The 14444-nt window shown below is 69.4% G+C and carries 14 protein-coding genes; 7 read left to right on the top strand and 7 right to left on the bottom strand.

Annotation, left to right across the window (positions count from 1 at the left end; genetic code table 11):
• Positions 1-4: 4 nt before the first annotated feature.
• From DTO57_RS09220 to DTO57_RS09205, 4 genes are all read right to left on the bottom strand, one after another.
• Positions 5-835, bottom strand: a complete 831-nt coding sequence (locus DTO57_RS09220; protein WP_222843255.1) for a carbohydrate ABC transporter permease — start codon at positions 833-835, stop codon at positions 5-7.
• Complete coding sequence (locus DTO57_RS09215) at positions 832-1785, bottom strand: carbohydrate ABC transporter permease (RefSeq protein ID WP_222843254.1); 954 nt, start codon at positions 1783-1785, stop codon at positions 832-834. Before DTO57_RS09215 ends, DTO57_RS09220 begins: the two co-directional genes overlap by 4 nt.
• A gap of 6 nt (positions 1786-1791) precedes the next feature.
• The gene (locus DTO57_RS09210) at positions 1792-3084 is read right to left on the bottom strand and encodes an ABC transporter substrate-binding protein (RefSeq protein WP_114117948.1); all 1293 of its coding nucleotides are present in this window, start codon (positions 3082-3084) and stop codon (positions 1792-1794) included.
• Positions 3085-3200: 116 nt separating this feature from the next.
• Positions 3201-3920: a FadR/GntR family transcriptional regulator gene (locus DTO57_RS09205; protein ID WP_114117947.1), complete on the bottom strand. Its 720-nt coding sequence runs from the start codon at positions 3918-3920 to the stop codon at positions 3201-3203.
• Between the two features lie 107 nt (positions 3921-4027).
• Between DTO57_RS09205 and DTO57_RS09200 the strand changes: the two genes are divergently transcribed.
• Genes DTO57_RS09200 through DTO57_RS09170 form a run of 7 tightly spaced genes read left to right on the top strand, consistent with a single transcriptional unit; the run spans position 4028 to position 11453 of the window.
• Complete coding sequence (locus tag DTO57_RS09200) at positions 4028-5161, top strand: mandelate racemase/muconate lactonizing enzyme family protein (RefSeq protein WP_114117946.1); 1134 nt, start codon at positions 4028-4030, stop codon at positions 5159-5161.
• A 14-nt stretch (positions 5162-5175) separates the two neighbouring features.
• Positions 5176-6129, top strand: coding sequence for an MBL fold metallo-hydrolase (locus DTO57_RS09195; RefSeq protein ID WP_114117945.1), 954 nt, complete (start codon positions 5176-5178; stop codon positions 6127-6129).
• On the top strand, positions 6126-7175 hold the full coding sequence (locus DTO57_RS09190; RefSeq protein WP_114117944.1) for a Gfo/Idh/MocA family protein: 1050 nt from the start codon (positions 6126-6128) through the stop codon (positions 7173-7175). Before DTO57_RS09195 ends, DTO57_RS09190 begins: the two co-directional genes overlap by 4 nt.
• A 20-nt stretch (positions 7176-7195) precedes the next feature.
• The gene (locus tag DTO57_RS09185) at positions 7196-8404 is read left to right on the top strand and encodes a CaiB/BaiF CoA transferase family protein (RefSeq protein ID WP_114118349.1); all 1209 of its coding nucleotides are present in this window, start codon (positions 7196-7198) and stop codon (positions 8402-8404) included.
• A complete protein-coding gene (locus DTO57_RS09180) occupies positions 8401-9483 on the top strand; it encodes a type 2 periplasmic-binding domain-containing protein (protein WP_114117943.1) in 1083 nt (360 codons plus the stop codon). Before DTO57_RS09185 ends, DTO57_RS09180 begins: the two co-directional genes overlap by 4 nt.
• Positions 9480-10253, top strand: coding sequence for an enoyl-CoA hydratase/isomerase family protein (locus DTO57_RS09175; protein WP_114117942.1), 774 nt, complete (start codon positions 9480-9482; stop codon positions 10251-10253). Before DTO57_RS09180 ends, DTO57_RS09175 begins: the two co-directional genes overlap by 4 nt.
• Positions 10254-10280: 27 nt before the next feature.
• Positions 10281-11453 carry a fumarylacetoacetate hydrolase family protein gene (locus DTO57_RS09170; RefSeq protein ID WP_114117941.1) on the top strand — a complete coding sequence of 391 codons (1173 nt, stop codon included), beginning with the start codon at positions 10281-10283 and terminating at the stop codon, positions 11451-11453.
• A gap of 223 nt (positions 11454-11676) precedes the next feature.
• Here DTO57_RS09170 and DTO57_RS09165 read toward each other — a convergent pair whose 3' ends face one another.
• From DTO57_RS09165 to DTO57_RS09155, 3 genes are read right to left on the bottom strand one after another with little or no spacing between them, the layout of a single operon-like run.
• Positions 11677-12330: a response regulator gene (locus tag DTO57_RS09165; protein WP_114117940.1), complete on the bottom strand. Its 654-nt coding sequence runs from the start codon at positions 12328-12330 to the stop codon at positions 11677-11679.
• Positions 12327-13580, bottom strand: coding sequence for a sensor histidine kinase (locus DTO57_RS09160; RefSeq protein ID WP_114117939.1), 1254 nt, complete (start codon positions 13578-13580; stop codon positions 12327-12329). The genes DTO57_RS09165 and DTO57_RS09160 overlap by 4 nt, the downstream gene beginning before the upstream one ends.
• A gap of 11 nt (positions 13581-13591) precedes the next feature.
• Entirely contained in the window at positions 13592-14431 is an 840-nt protein-coding gene (locus DTO57_RS09155; protein ID WP_114117938.1) for an ABC transporter permease, read from the bottom strand.
• Between the last annotated feature and the right edge of the window lie 13 nt (positions 14432-14444).

The following is a 14444-nucleotide window of genomic DNA, read 5'->3' as shown; positions in this document are numbered from 1 at the left end:
CTGGCTAACCCTTCGTGGCGCCCGCGGTCACGCCCGCGGTGATCTGACGTTGGAAGACGAGATAGACGATGATGATCGGCAGAACCGTGAGCATGACGCCGGCGATGTACGTCGGCACGTTATCGGGGTACTGCCCGCGCAATGTGCTGACGCCCACCATGACGGTGCGCTTCTCTGGCGACTGCATGAGCAACAGCGCGATCAGGATGTCGTTCCAGATGAACAGTGCGTTCAGGATACCCATCGAGATGAGCGCCGGCTTGCCGCTCGGCACCATGATGCGCCACCAGACGCCGAAGAGGCCGTTGCCGTCGACGCGCGCCGCCTCGGTCATCTCGCGGGGGATCCCCGAGTAGTACGAGGTCATGAAGTACACCGTGAACGGTAGGTATTGCGCGACGTAGGCGATGATGAGGCCGGGGAAGGTATCGATCAGGCCCATCGAGCTGAGCACCTTGATCGTGGGCACCATGATCACCTGGAACGGGATCATCATCATCGCGAGGATGATGAGGAAAGCAACCTTGCTGCCGCGGAAGGCCAGGTGGCTGAGCGCATAGCCGCACATCGAGGCAAGCACGAGCAGCAGGGCGACCGAGATCACGGTGACGATGATGGTGTTCGCGAAGTAACGGCCCATGCTGGCGTTCGTCCACGCGTCGGCGAAGTTCTGCACGTTGAAGGTCTGCGTGACGCCGAGCCTGTCGAGCACGTACCCCTTGCGGTCCTTCAGCGACACGTTGAGCGCGAAGAGCATCGGGTAGATCGTGGCGAGGGCGAGGATCATCATCGGCACGGCGATGACCCACTGGGCTGCGCGCTGGCGACGCATCATGCCTCCTTCGTGGCGCGGCGGAGCACGCGGATCTGGATGAGCCCGATGATGAGCACGATGAGCAACAGGAACACGCTGGCCGCGGACGCGAGGGCGGGCCGGGCCTCGCCATTGAGCTTCCAGATGAGGAACTCCGGCAGGTAGCTCGAGGCACCGGGTCCGCCGGCGGTCATCGTGTAGAGCAGGGCGAAGAGGCCCGTCAGCATGCCGATCGTCGTCGTCACGAAGACGAACTGAATCGTCTGGCTGAGGCTCGGGATGATGACGTGCACGATCTGCTGCCAGAGGTTTGCACCGTCGATCTTGGCCGCGTCGAGCAGCTCGGCGTCGAGCGTCGCGAAGCCGGCGAGGAAGATGGTGAAGGCCATGCCGAACGTCGCCCAGATGTGCACGACGAGAACCGTCGGTAGCGCCGTCGCGGGAAGTCCCAGCCAGTCGACGGACGGGATGCTGACGGCGCCGAGCGCCGAGTTCAGCGGGCCGTTTGCGCCGAGGATGATGTTGAAGATCGCGCCGATGATGATCGGCGAGAGCACGACGGGCAGGAAGTAGACGCTGCGATAGAACCGGTGGCCCGGCACCTTGAGGAAGATGAACGTCGCGAGGATCCCCGCGAAGAAGACCTGCACGGGCACGAACAGCAGCACGATAACGACGTTCTTCGCCGAGGCGAGGAAACGCTCGTCGTGCAGGAGATAGCTGTAATTATCGAGCCCGACGGACTGGCCGTTGAGATCGCCGTCGCCCGTGAACGAGAAGTTCACGCCGAGCACGAGCGGGTACAGGCGGAAGACGACGAGGATCGCGATGACGGGCAGCACCATGAGGTACGGCGCGAGGCGCTCGGCGTTCCACGGGCGCCGACGGCGCGGCGTCTGTGAGCCGCGCGAGCGACCCGCACCCGTGCCGGTCGTGACAAGGGTGCGGGTCGATGTTGCGTAGTTTGACAAGGCGGATCAGCCCTTTGCGGCCGCCAGCTGGGCCGTTGCGTCGTCGACCGTGACGTCGCCGTTCAGCAGCTGCTGGCCGAGGCGGTGCAGGAGGTCGAGCTCGTCGGCGCCGAGCGCCGTGTGGAGGAGCGGCTTGCTGCCGGGGAGCTCGGCGACGATCTCGTTCGCAGACGCGATGTCGGTGTCGAGCGTGATGGTCGTGTCCGACGTGATCTGGCCGCCGGCGAGCGAGTACGCGGCGAGCGCGTCGTGGTCGACGGTCGCGCGGATCCAGTCGACGCCGAGATCCTTCTTGCCTTCGTTGAGGATGCCGTAGCCGATGCCGCCCTCGGCGGGCAGGGCGATGGTCGTGCCGTCGTTGGTCGTCGGCGGCATCATGAAGCCGAGGTCGTCGCCGAGGAAGTCGTCGAACTGCTTCCAGTGCGCCGTGCCGCTCATGAGGCCGATGACCATCGCGGCGTCGCCCGCCGAGAAGAGGTCGAACGAGTCGTTGAACATGGCCGTCGAATTCGCGCCGTCGTTGTACCAGCCGTCGGCCGACGAGTCGGCCCACATCTGCAGCACCTGCGTTGCGTGCTCGCTCGTCCAGTCGCGCTCGCCGTCGATCCAGGCGTCATACTCCTCGGGGGTGAAGATGCCGGATCCGAAGCCCGAGAGGAAGAACTCGATACCGAGGCCCTCCTTGTTACCGAGCGCGAAGCACGAGGCATCGGTCTTGTCGAGGATCGCCTGGCACGCGCTCGATAGCTCGTCCCAGGTCTGCGGCGGCTGATCGGCATCGAGGCCGGCCTCCTCGAACAGCGCCTTGTTGTAGTAAATCGGGAAGCCCTGCAGGAAGGTCGGCGCGGAGTACGTCTCGCCGCCCTCCTCGAACGCCGGCCAGCCGGCGAGCTGATCCTTAAGGTCGGCGATCTCGTCGGTGATCGGGACGAGCGACGACGCGCGGCTCTTGATCTGGGTGCCGCCGTTGTAGAGCGCGAGGTCCGGGCCCGTGCCGGCCTCGATCGCGCTGCCGAGCAGCGTGTAGTACTGGTCGAAGGGCTGGTTGACGATCTTGACCGTCACGTCGGGGTGCATCTCGGCGAAGGCCGCCTTGACGTCGTCGGTGTAAGCTGCGGCGGCCTCGTCGGCGTCACCCCAGTTCCAGATCGTGAGTTCCGTGGCCGACCCGGCGGATCCGCCGTTCGGGCTCTCGGAGGAACCGGATCCGTTGGAGGTCGTCGGCGCGGCCCCGCCGCAACCGGTGAGGCTCACGAGGGCAAGACCCGCGACAGCTGTGGTGATGATTGTTCGCTTCATTGCGATCCTCTCGGGAAAATCCGCTGCGGTGCAGGAGGGTATGGCGGATGTCCCGAGAAATGTACTACGTCTGACGACTGCGCGTCAATAAACATCACATGAATGATGTTCTGGCGTTAGGGGGCCTGTGTGGGCTCGCGGCGGCGGCTCCAGGATCCGAGGATGTGCTCGCTCATTGCCGCACGCGATTCGGGGGCGTCGCCCGACGCGATCGCCTCGGTGATGCGGCCGTGCTCGGCGAGGGTGAGCTCGAACGAGTGGGCGGGGTCGTGCCCCGTGAAGAGCGCGCTTCCGACCGCGTGGCCGATGAGTACGCGGGCGATGTTTTCGGCGAGGGTGTTGCCGGAGAGCGACATGACGACGTGGTGGAAGCGCACATCCGCCTCGCGGAAGGCGGCCTCGTTGCCGATGTTGTCGGCCATCTCCTGGAGGGCGGCGCGCAGGCGCTCGAGCCCGTCGGCGTCGGCGCGCTGCGACGCGGATCCGGCCATCTCCGCCTCGAGGGCGGCGCGCACGATGCTCAGCTCGTCGAGCACCGTGAGGTTCTCGTCGTTCGCGACGAGTGCGTCGATGATGAGCGGGTCGAGCATGTTCCAGCTCGTTTGGGGGTTCACGCTCGTGCCGCGCCCCTGCGCGACGGTGACCATGCCCTTCTCCTGAAGCCGCTTCATCGACTCGCGGATGACCGTGCGGCTCACCCCAAACTCCTCGCTGAGCGCCGTCTCGGTCGGCATCGTCGACTCGGGCGGATGGACCCCGGTGACGATCTGCTCGACGAGTTCGCGCAGCACGGTCGTGCCAATGCGCTCGATGGGGGTGCGGCGGGTCGTGGTCATGGGGTCACTCTAGGGCGGATTCTGCGCAGGATCGCGATAACCCTCGGCATTCGGCATACATATGATGTATGGTCTTTCCAGATTCTGATCTCTGATTCGAGGACGATATGAAGATCACGGGGTACCGCACCCTCCGAACCGTGCACGACTGGGGCCGTCCGATCGGCGATGTCAACGGGTTCATCGCGTCGGGCGTCACCGAGGTGCCGGTCGTCATCCTGGAAACCGACGAGGGCATTGAGGGCGTCGGGATGGGCTCGCTCGCCGATCTCGATCGCATCTTTCCGGCTCTCGAGGGGCAGGATCCGCGCGCGGTGTCGTCGCTCTACGACGCGATGCTCGCCCGCGTCTTCAAGACCTCGCACGCCGGCGCGACCTACGGCGGGATCGGCGCGTTCGACACGGCCCTGTGGGACCTGAAGGCGAAGATCGCCGGCGAGCCGCTCTGGCGCCTGCTCGGCGCGGCCGATCGTTTCGTGCCCGGCTACGCGTCGGCGCTCGGCATCGCCCTCTCCGACGACGAGCTGGGTGAGATGTACGGGCGCTTCGCCGAGCGCGGCTTCACCTCGGCGAAGCTCAAGGGCGGGCGCAGCCTCGAGCGCGACCTCGAGCGCTTCGAGGTGATCCGTCAGCGGATGCCGGGTGCCGACCTCATGCTCGACACGAATGAGTCGTGGAACCTCGGCCAGGCGGTGCGCTTCATGTCGCGTCTCGAAGAGAGCATCGACCTCGCCTGGATCGAGGAGCCGCTGCGGCGCTGGGACGCCCCGGGCCACGCGCGCCTCGCCTCGTCCATCCGGGCGGCCGTCGCGACGGGGGAGAACCTGACGGGGCTCGAGCAGTACCGCCCGCTGCTCGACGCGGGCGGGGTCGGCATCGTGCAGGCGGGCGCCGTGTGGGGCATCACCCACTTCCTGCGCGTCGCGATGATGGCGCACTCGCGCGACCTCCCCGTGAGCCCCGTGGGCCTGACGGCGAACCACGCCGTCACGGCGGCCGCGGCCGCGGTGCCCAACCACCTCACGGCCGAGATTCAAGACTTCGGCCAGCCCTTCGGCCTGGCCCTCGATCAGGAATTCGCGGATGGCGGCGTCGTGCTCGGTGACGAGCCCGGGGTCGGGATCCGCGTGGACGAGGCGGCGATCGAGCGCGCCCGCATCGGCGGCGCCTGGGCGACACCCGCCGGCCCTCACGTGCGCTCGCCGCGTGCCGGGCTCAGCCTCGCCCTCGAAAACGATTGAACGGGAAGGACATCATGGAGATCAGGCCGGGACTGCACCGCATCGTCGCCCCGATTCCGCCGCGGTTCATCGCGATGCACCTCTTTACCGGGCCGCGGGGCGCGCTGCTCTTCGACACTGGGATCGATGGATCCGTCGACGGAACCCTCTTGCCGTACATGCGGCAGGCGGGCATCGACCCCGCGTCGATCCGCTGGGTCGTGAGCTCGCACTGCGACTTCGACCACACGGGCGGCAACGCCGCGCTGAAAGCCGCCGTGCCGGGCGCCGAGTTCCTGGCCGGGGCGGCCGACGAGCTCATGACCGAGAACCTCGAGGCGCTCATCGCCGGCCGCTACGGGGAGTTCGCGCGCGCCGACGGCTTCGACGATCCGCCCGAGACGACGGCCGAGATTCGCGCGTCGACGCGGCTCGTGGGCGTCGACCGCGTGCTCGCGGGCGGCGAGAGCTTCGACCTCGGCGAGGGCCGCGAGCTCGAGATCGTCGCCGTGCCAGGGCACTCGCCGGGCCACCTCGCCGTATGGGACGCGGCCCATAGCGCCCTCGCGATCTCGGACGCCGTGCTGGGCGAGACGGTGCCGACCGCATCGGGCGAGCCCGCCTTCCCGCCGACCTATCGCGACACGGCCCGCTACGTCGAGACGATCGAGCGCGTGCGCGCCTACGACGCCGAGCTCCTGCTCACGGCACACTACCCCGTGTACGAGGGGCGGGGCGTCCGCGAGTTCCTCGACGCGTCGCTCGCGTATACCGAGCGCATCGACAGCGCGATCGAGACGCACCTCGTCGGCGAGATGACCTCGCTCGAGCTGATTCGCGGAGCGGCGCCGGACCTCGGCCCGTGGCCGCCGGCCGCGGCCGACTACCTGATCTTCCCCGTGACGGGGAACCTTGAGCGTCTGGCCGCCGCGGGCCGCGTCGCGCAGGGCTGGCGCGACGGCACCCGGACCTGGCGGTGGATCCGATGAGCGCGAAGGTGCGCCTCGGCGCTATCGGCGCGGGCTGGTGGGCGACGAGCAACCACTTCCCACTGTTCCGAGACCACCCCGATGTCGAGCTCGTCGGCGTCTGCGGTATCGGCGATGATCTCGAGCGGATCCGCGAAAAGTTCGGCTTCGCGTTCGCGACCGAGGACGCCGACGAGCTCCTCGCCGCCGATCTCGATGCCGTCGTTATCTCGACGCCGCACGACCTGCACCACGACCTCGCAGCCAAGGCGCTCGACCGCGGCATGCACGTACTGTGCGAGAAGCCCATGACGCTGAAGGCCGACGACGCGTGGGACCTCGCTCGCCGCGCCGAACGGGCCGGCACCGTGTTCCTCGTGCCCTACGGCTGGAACTACAAGCCGTTCACCGTCGCGGCGAAGAAGATGCTGGCGGCGGGCGATATCGGCGACATCCAGTTCGTCTCGTGCAACATGGCATCGCCGACACGGGGGCTGTTCGGATCCGACCCGAGCTACATGCTCGAACTCTGGAACTCCGAGACCTCACCCAACCCGAGCACCTGGTCGAGCCCCGAGCACGGTGGCGGATACGCCCACGGGCAGGTCACCCACTCTTCCGCGCTGCTGTTCTGGCTCACGGGGCTCCGCGCCGAGTCGGTCGCGGGGCGCGTCTCCACCGCGGGCGCGCCGGTCGACCTCTTCGACGCCGGAGTCGTTCACTTCGAGGGCGGGGCGCTCGGATCCCTCTCGGGCGCCGCGACCCTCGCCGACGGCGACCCCTACCAAATAGACATCCGCCTCTTCGGGACCGAGGGCGTCATGATGATCGACGTCGAGCGCGAGCGCGTCACCCTGAGCCGTTACGACGGGCGCCGCGAGTCGCTCGATATCGCGCCCGGCGAGGGCGAGTACGAGTGCCTCGTGCCGCCGGTGCGCTTCATCGAGCTCATCACGGGCGCATCGACAGAGAATAACTCCGACGTGACGGTCGCGGCGCGCAGCGTCGAGCTCCTCGACGCGCTACTGCGCTCGTCCGCGGACGGCGGCACGGAGACCCACGTATGACCGACATCGCAAGGCACAGCATGACTCCTCCTTCCCGCGGCGTTCTCGACGGCTACCGCGTCGTCGACTGTTCCATCGCGATGGCCGGCCCCTTCGCCGCCCAGCGGCTCGGCGATCTCGGCGCCGATGTCATCAAGGTGGAGCCGACCGCGGGTGAATGGCAGCGCTTCACTGCGGCGGGCGGAGCGGCGGGCAACGAGATCAACGTCTCGTTCCTCTCGCTCAACCGCAACAAACGCTCGCTCGCGGCCGACCTCAAGAGCGACGGCGGGCGAAAGGTCGTCCGTGAGCTGATCGCCGGATCCGACGTGTTCCTGCAGAACTATCGCCCCGGGGTCGCGAAGCGCCTCGGCCTCGACTACGAGAGCGTCCGCGAGATCAACCCGTCGATCGTCTACGTCTCGATCTCGGGTTACGGCGAGGACGGCCCCTACGTCAACCGCCCCGGGCAGGACATGCTCCTGCAGGCGATGACCGGATCCATGCTCTCGGGCGGCCGCGACGGCGAACCGCCGCGCGCCGCGGGGCTCTTCCTCGCCGACGCCATCACGGCGTCGACGGCGTTTGAGGCGGTGCTCGCCGCGCTCCTCCACCGCGAGCGCACGGGGGAGGGGCAGCTCGTCACCGTCAACATGCTCGACGCGCTCACGACCCTGCAGATGCAGGAGCTCAGCGTCTACACGGTGGGCGGGGTGCCGCAGAAGCGCGGATCCGAGCCCAACGCGCACGTCTATATCCGCGCGCCGTACGGGGTCTTCGGCACGAGCGACGGTTACCTCGCGCTCGCCTTCGCCGACCTCGACACCCTCGGGCGGATCTTCGACGAGCCCCGGCTGCGGGGGCTGGATCCGGAGGTCGCGGGCTGGACGCACCGCGACGAGCTCTTCCGCCTCGTCTCCGAGCATCTGGCGACGCAGACCACCGAGCACTGGCTCGATACCCTCCTTGCCGCGGGGGTCTGGGTCGGGCCCGTATACGGCTACGAGGAGCTCGTGAAGGATCCGCAGGTGATCCACAACGGCACCTTCGTCGAGTACGACCACCCCACCGAGGGGCGCATCACGACGCCCGGTTTCCCCTATCGCTTCCACGCGACGCCCGCCCGGATCGACCGCGGCGCGCCGCTCGTGGGGGAGCACACGAGCGAGATCCTCGCCGAGCTCGGCGTCTCGCCCGAGGCGATCGGGCGACTGCTCGCCGACGGAGCGGTTGCGGAGAACCACGCATGACCGACTACGTGGGCCTCACCTGGGATCACCCTCGCGGCCGCGACGCGCTCGAGCGGGCATCGGGCGACCTCGGCGGCGGCGACACCATCCGGTGGGAGGCGCAGCCGCTCGAGGGCTTCGAGTCGGCGCCCATCGATGAGCTGTGCGCGCGCTACGACCTCGTCGTGCTCGACCACCCGCACCTCGGCGACGCGCTCGAGGCCGGGTGCATTCGCGCGCTCGACGAGGTCTTTGAACCGGACGACATCGCCGCGTGGCGGACGGGGGCCGTGGGGCAGGCGATCGCGTCGTACACGATGGACGGCCGTCTCTGGGCGCTGCCGCTCGACGCGGCAACGCAGGTCTCGGCGCGCCGCTCGGCGACGGTTCCGGACGCACCGACCGGGTGGGACGAGCTCCCGGAGCGCACGGCCCTCAGCCTCGCCGGCCCGCACGCGTTCCTCACCCTGTGTTCCGTCGCGCTATCGTTCGGCGGTGACCCGTTCGGCGGCGGATCCTTCGGCCGCGATACGGGGCTCGCCGCGCTCGGGATCCTGCAACGGATCGCGGAACGCGCGCCGGCCGGATCCGAGACCCTCAACCCGATCGGGCTGCTCGACCGCATGCGCGACGCGGGCGACATCGACTACATTCCGCTCGTCTTCGGCTACGTGAACTACAGCTCCGCCTCCATCCGCTTCGGCGCCCCGCCCGCGGGGGTCCGCGGCGGATCCGTGCTCGGCGGCACCGGTATCGCCCTCTCGAGCCGCGCCGAGGTCACGCCCGCGCTCGCCGGCCACCTGCGCTGGCTCCTCTCGCCGGAGGCCCAGGCGGGCTTCATCCCCGGCAACGCCGGCCAGCCCGGCCTCCGCTCCGCGTGGCGGGACCCCGCGGTCGATGAGGCCGCGCACGGCTTCTACTCCGCGACCCTCGACACGATCGAGGGCGCCTGGATCCGCCCCCGCTTCGCCGGGTACGTCCCGTTTCAGCAGGAGGCGTCGCGCATCGTGCGCGAGGCGCTCGCCGGATCCCGCCCCCACGCCGCCGCGCTCGACGACATCGACGCGCGCTACCGCGCCGCACTGAAGGAGGACGCATGAGCGTCGACGATCTGATCGTGATCGAGCAGGACGGCTACGTCGCCACGATCCGGCTGAACCGGCCAGACAAGCTCAACGCCGTGACGCAGGGCATGAGCGACGAGCTCGAGCGCGTCGCGCACACGCTGAACACTGACGAGACGGTGCGAGCCATCGTCTACACCGGCACGGGGCGGGCCTTCAGCGCGGGGAGCGACATCCGCACGCTCGACCACTACGCGACGCCGTGGCAGTTCCGCAACCGCCGCGACTATTGCGACGCGCTCCGCGAGCTGCGCAAACCCGTCGTCGCCGCCGTCAACGGGTACGCCTTCGGTGGCGGGCTCGAATCGGCACTGACCTGTGATATCCGCATCGCCGCCGACACCGCGACCTTCGCGGCCCCCGAGATCAAGCTCGGCTGGATCGGCGGCGGCGGCATGTCGGCGCTCCTCGCCCGCTCCATCGGCGCCTCCAACGCCGCGCTCATGCTCATGACCGGCGACCCCATCGACGCCCAACGCGCGCTCGCCTGGGGGCTCGTGAGCGAGGTTGTACCCGCCGACGAGGTCGTCGACCGCGCGCAACAGATCGCCCACACCATCGCCGCGAGGCCCCCGATCGCCGCCGAGACCGCGAAGGCCAATCTGCGAGCCGCCGCCAACCTTCCCCAAGACCAGGCCATCGCCTACGAGCGCGAGATGCAGGGCATCACCTTCGCGACCGCCGACGCCGCCGAGGGCCGCGCCGCCTTCGCCGAAAAGCGCGACGGCGTCTTCCACGGCCGCTGACCCCACCCACCTCCCCGAGGAGCACCCATGACCAGCTGGCTACCCCCGCTCGAGACGATCCTCCCCGCCGACGCCGACCGCGCGGTCCTCATCGGCCGCGCGCAGACCCCCGCGGGGCCGAGTGTCGTCATCGTCCGCGGCGGCGAGCTCATCGACATCACCCGCGACTTCCCGACGGTGAGCGCGCTCGCCGACCAGGCGGATCCGGCCGCCGCCGCGCTCGCCGCGGGCGGTGTCTCGCTCGGATCCCTCGACGACGCGTGGCGCAACACCGACCCCGACACCCGCGACGAGCGCCGCCCCTTCCTGCTCTCGCCCATCGACCTGCAGGTCATCAAAGCCGCCGGCGTCACCTTCCCCGTTTCGATGCTCGAGCGCGTCATCGAAGAACGCGCCCGCGGCGAGGCCGCCTCCGCCGACGGGATCCGCGCGAGCGTCCAGGCCGCCCTCGGGGGCGACATCGCCGGCCTCGTCCCCGGATCCGCCGCCGCCGCGCGCCTCAAGACCGTGCTCATCGACCAGGGGCTCTGGAGCCAATACCTCGAGGTCGGCATCGGCCCCGACGCCGAGATCTTCTCGAAGGCGCCCGTCCTCTCGTCCGTCGGCGCCGGGCACGACGTCGGCGTTCTCGCCGCGTCGGAGTGGAACAACCCCGAGCCCGAGATCGTCATCGTCGTCTCCTCAGCCTGCCGCATCGTCGGCGCCACCCTCGGCAACGATGTCAACCTCCGCGACATCGAGGGCCGCAGTGCCCTGCTCCTCGGCCGCGCGAAAGACAACAATGCATCCGCAGCCATCGGCCCCTTCGTGCGCCTCTTCGACGAGTCCTTTTCGCTCGACGACGTGCGCCGCGAGAGCGTCACCCTCCGCGTCACCGGCAACGACGGCTTCGTCCTCGATGCCTCTAGCCACATGGAACAGATCAGCCGCGACCCCGCCGACCTTGCCGTCCAGGCCGCCGGCACCCACCACCAATACCCCGACGGCTTCGTCCTCTATCTCGGCACCATGTTCGCCCCCACCGGCGACCGTGACGAGCCCGGCCGCGGGTTTACGCACCACATCGGCGACATCATCACCATCTCGTCGACCAGGCTCGGGGCGCTCGTCGGTCGCGTCGCGCATTCCGAGGATGCCCCGCCCTGGCGGTTCGGGATTCGGGAGCTCATGGCGAACCTGGCGGGGCGCGGGGTGTTGTAGCTCGGTTGCTTGCTCGCGTTCGCCGCTGCGCGACCGCGCCCCCGCCGTCGCGTCCCGCGGATCCGCTCCGCCAGGCCCGAGCCAGCGACGTCGGGGGCGCGGTCGCTTCGCTCCGCTTGTGGGGGAGCCGGGGCCCAGCTCAGTCTGTGGGTCGTGGCTATTTTGGGTCGCCAGAAAATGTCGGCTGCGGCGGGGCCGCAGCGACATTTTCTGGCGACCCTACCTAGCGGCCTACGAGGCCGGCCTCGTAGGCGATGATGACCAGCTGGACTCGGTCTCGCGCGTCGAGTTTTTGGAGGAGGCGCGAGATATGGGTTTTCACCGTCGAGATCGACAAGAAGAAGCGCGCCGCGAGTTCGTCGTTCGTGAGGCCCTCGCCGATCGCGACGAGGATCTCGTGCTCGCGCGGGGTGAGGACCTCGAGGCGGGCGTCGTCGATCGGGGCGGGGCCCTCGACGAAGGTCTCGATCATGCGCGCCGTGACGCGGGGAGCGAGCGCCGCGTCGCCCGAGTGCACCGCCCTGATGGCGCCGAGGAGCTCCGGCGGGCGCGCGTCCTTGAGGAGGAAGCCGCTCGCGCCGGCACGGAGAGCCGCGAACGCGTATTCGTCGAGGTCGAAGGTCGTGAGCACGAGAACGCGGGGCACGGATCCGGTCGCCGTGATGCGGTCGGTCGCCGCGATGCCGTCGAGGCCCGGCATGCGCACGTCCATCAGCATGACGTCGATGCCGCCGCCCGTGGCGAGCGCGACGGCCGCGTTCCCGTCGCCCGCCTCGGCGACGACCGAGATGTCGGGCTGTGCGTCGAGCACCATGCGCAGGCCCATGCGCACGAGCTCCTGGTCGTCGATGATGGCGACGCGGATGGTGTCGGTCATTTCTCTCCTGCGGGGGAATCGATGCTCAGGGTCGCGTCGACGCGCCAGCGGCCGTCGGTGCGCGGCCCCGCGGTGACGGATCCGGCGTGCATCGCGGCGCGCTCGCGCATGCCGACGAGCCCGCGCCCGGATCCGTCGGACGGCATCGGGTCGTACGTGGTGTCGTTATCGATCGTGAGGGAGATCGCGGATCCGTCGTTGCGCGTGCGCACGTCGACGCGGCGGGTGCCCGGCGCGTGGCGGAGCACGTTCGTGAGCGACTCCTGCACGATGCGGTAGGCCGCGAGGCCCACGCCTCCCTGGGGGATCGCGGGGCCGTCGTGGCGCCAGGCGACCGGCAGCCCCGCGTCGCGGAACTGCGTGACGAGGGATCCGATGCCGTCGGCACCCGGCTGCGGCGCGAGCTCGGCCTCGTCGTCCGGCGCGCGGAGCACGCCGAGCAGGCGCCGCATCTCGGCGAGCGACTCGCGGCCCGTCTCGGCGACGCGACGCATCGCGTCGGGCGCGAGATCGGATCCGGTTTCTGCCTGTGCGGCCGCGCCTTCGCTGAGCGTGATCATGACGGTGAGGCTGTGCGAGACGATGTCGTGCATCTCGCGGGCGATGCGGGTGCGCTCCTCGCCGACCGCGAGCCGCGCGCGCTGGTCGCGCTCGCGCGCGAGGTCGGCGGCCCGGTCGATGAGGGCCCTCTCGTACCGGCGGCGCGCGCCGACGGTGACCCCGATGAGGGTCGGGATCGCGAGCATGACGGAGGTCTGCACGATGTTGCCGGCGATCGCGACGATGAACGGGTCGGATCCGCTCGTCGCGAACTCGATCTGGAAGCCCGTGAACCAGAACGCGGTCGCGATCGCGAAGCCGGTCCACGCCGCGCGCGTCGACCGGAAGATTCCGATCGAGTACAGGGCGACCCACGTCGAGAGGATGCCGCTCGTCATGCCGCTATCGGGGAACAGCCCGAACGCCGACGCGACGACGAGGAGGAGGAACGGCCGCGTGCGGCGCAGGAAGGTGAGGCCGAAGCAGACGATCGCGCCGACGACCGCGACGACCACGTACCAGGCGTCTCCGGCGGCCGCGAGCACGAGGTACCCGATCGCCGGGATCCCCGCGGAGGCGACCGCGATGAGCGCGTCGATCGTGCGCGGGTGGCTGTCGATGAAGCGCCGCAGGATCCCGGGCGGGCGCGGCAACGCGAGCGCCGTGCCCGGATCCGCGGGGGATCCTGGCACGGCGTCGGGGGTAGTCATCGAGATCGAATCTACGCGTCCTTGCGGTTCATGACCGCAGCACCACCGAAGAACGCGACGCCCGCCCAGGCGAGGGTGATGACGAGGTCGATGACGTAGTCGCCCGTGAACGCCTCGATGGGGCCCGCGATCGTGCTGCCCGTGTTGAAGAGCATCACGTCGTAGACGTCGTGGGCCCACGACCAGGGCAGGGTCATGATGATGATCGGCAGCACGTAGAGCACGACGAGCGAGAACGTCACGGCCCAGGTCTCCGAGCGCAACAGGGCGCCGAGGCCGAGGGCGAAGACCGCCGTCGCCGCCGCGAAGATGCCGCCGCCGATGATGGGCAGGACGAGGTCGAAGAAGGCGTTCTCGATGCCGACGGGCAGGCCGAAGATCGAGCCGATCGCGAGGGCCGCGAGGAACGCGAGCAACAGCGCGACGACCGCCGAGACGAACACCGTCACGGCGACGACCGTGGCCTTCGCCGCGATCAGGGTGAAGCGGCGGGGCGCGGCCGTGAGCGTCGTGCGCAGGGATCCGGTCGAGTGCTCCTTCGCGATCGCGGCGGCGCCGACGAGGGCGGCGACGGCGATCGCGAACATCAGGCCCTGGCCCGACAGGTTCGCGATGCTCGGCGCCCACGGCACCTGCGAGAGGTCGCCGCTGGCACCCTGCACGTCCTTGCCGTACAGGAAAGCGAATCCGGCGGCGGGAGCCACGACGAGGAACACTCCGATAATGAGGGCGATGATGTTGCCGCGCAGGCTCGAGAGGCTGATCCACTCGGCCTTCATCATGGTCGCGAAGCCCGTGCGGGCGGAGAGGGTGTTGGTGCGTGCCGCGGGCGCGGCGAGGGTGGTAGTCATGTTCTCTTCCTCG

Source organism: Microbacterium sorbitolivorans, from assembly GCF_003327285.1.
Taxonomy (GTDB): Bacteria; Actinomycetota; Actinomycetes; order Actinomycetales; family Microbacteriaceae; genus Microbacterium; species Microbacterium sorbitolivorans.
The sequence above is the reverse complement of the archived record's forward strand: the minus strand, read 5'-3'. Positions and strand labels throughout refer to the sequence as shown.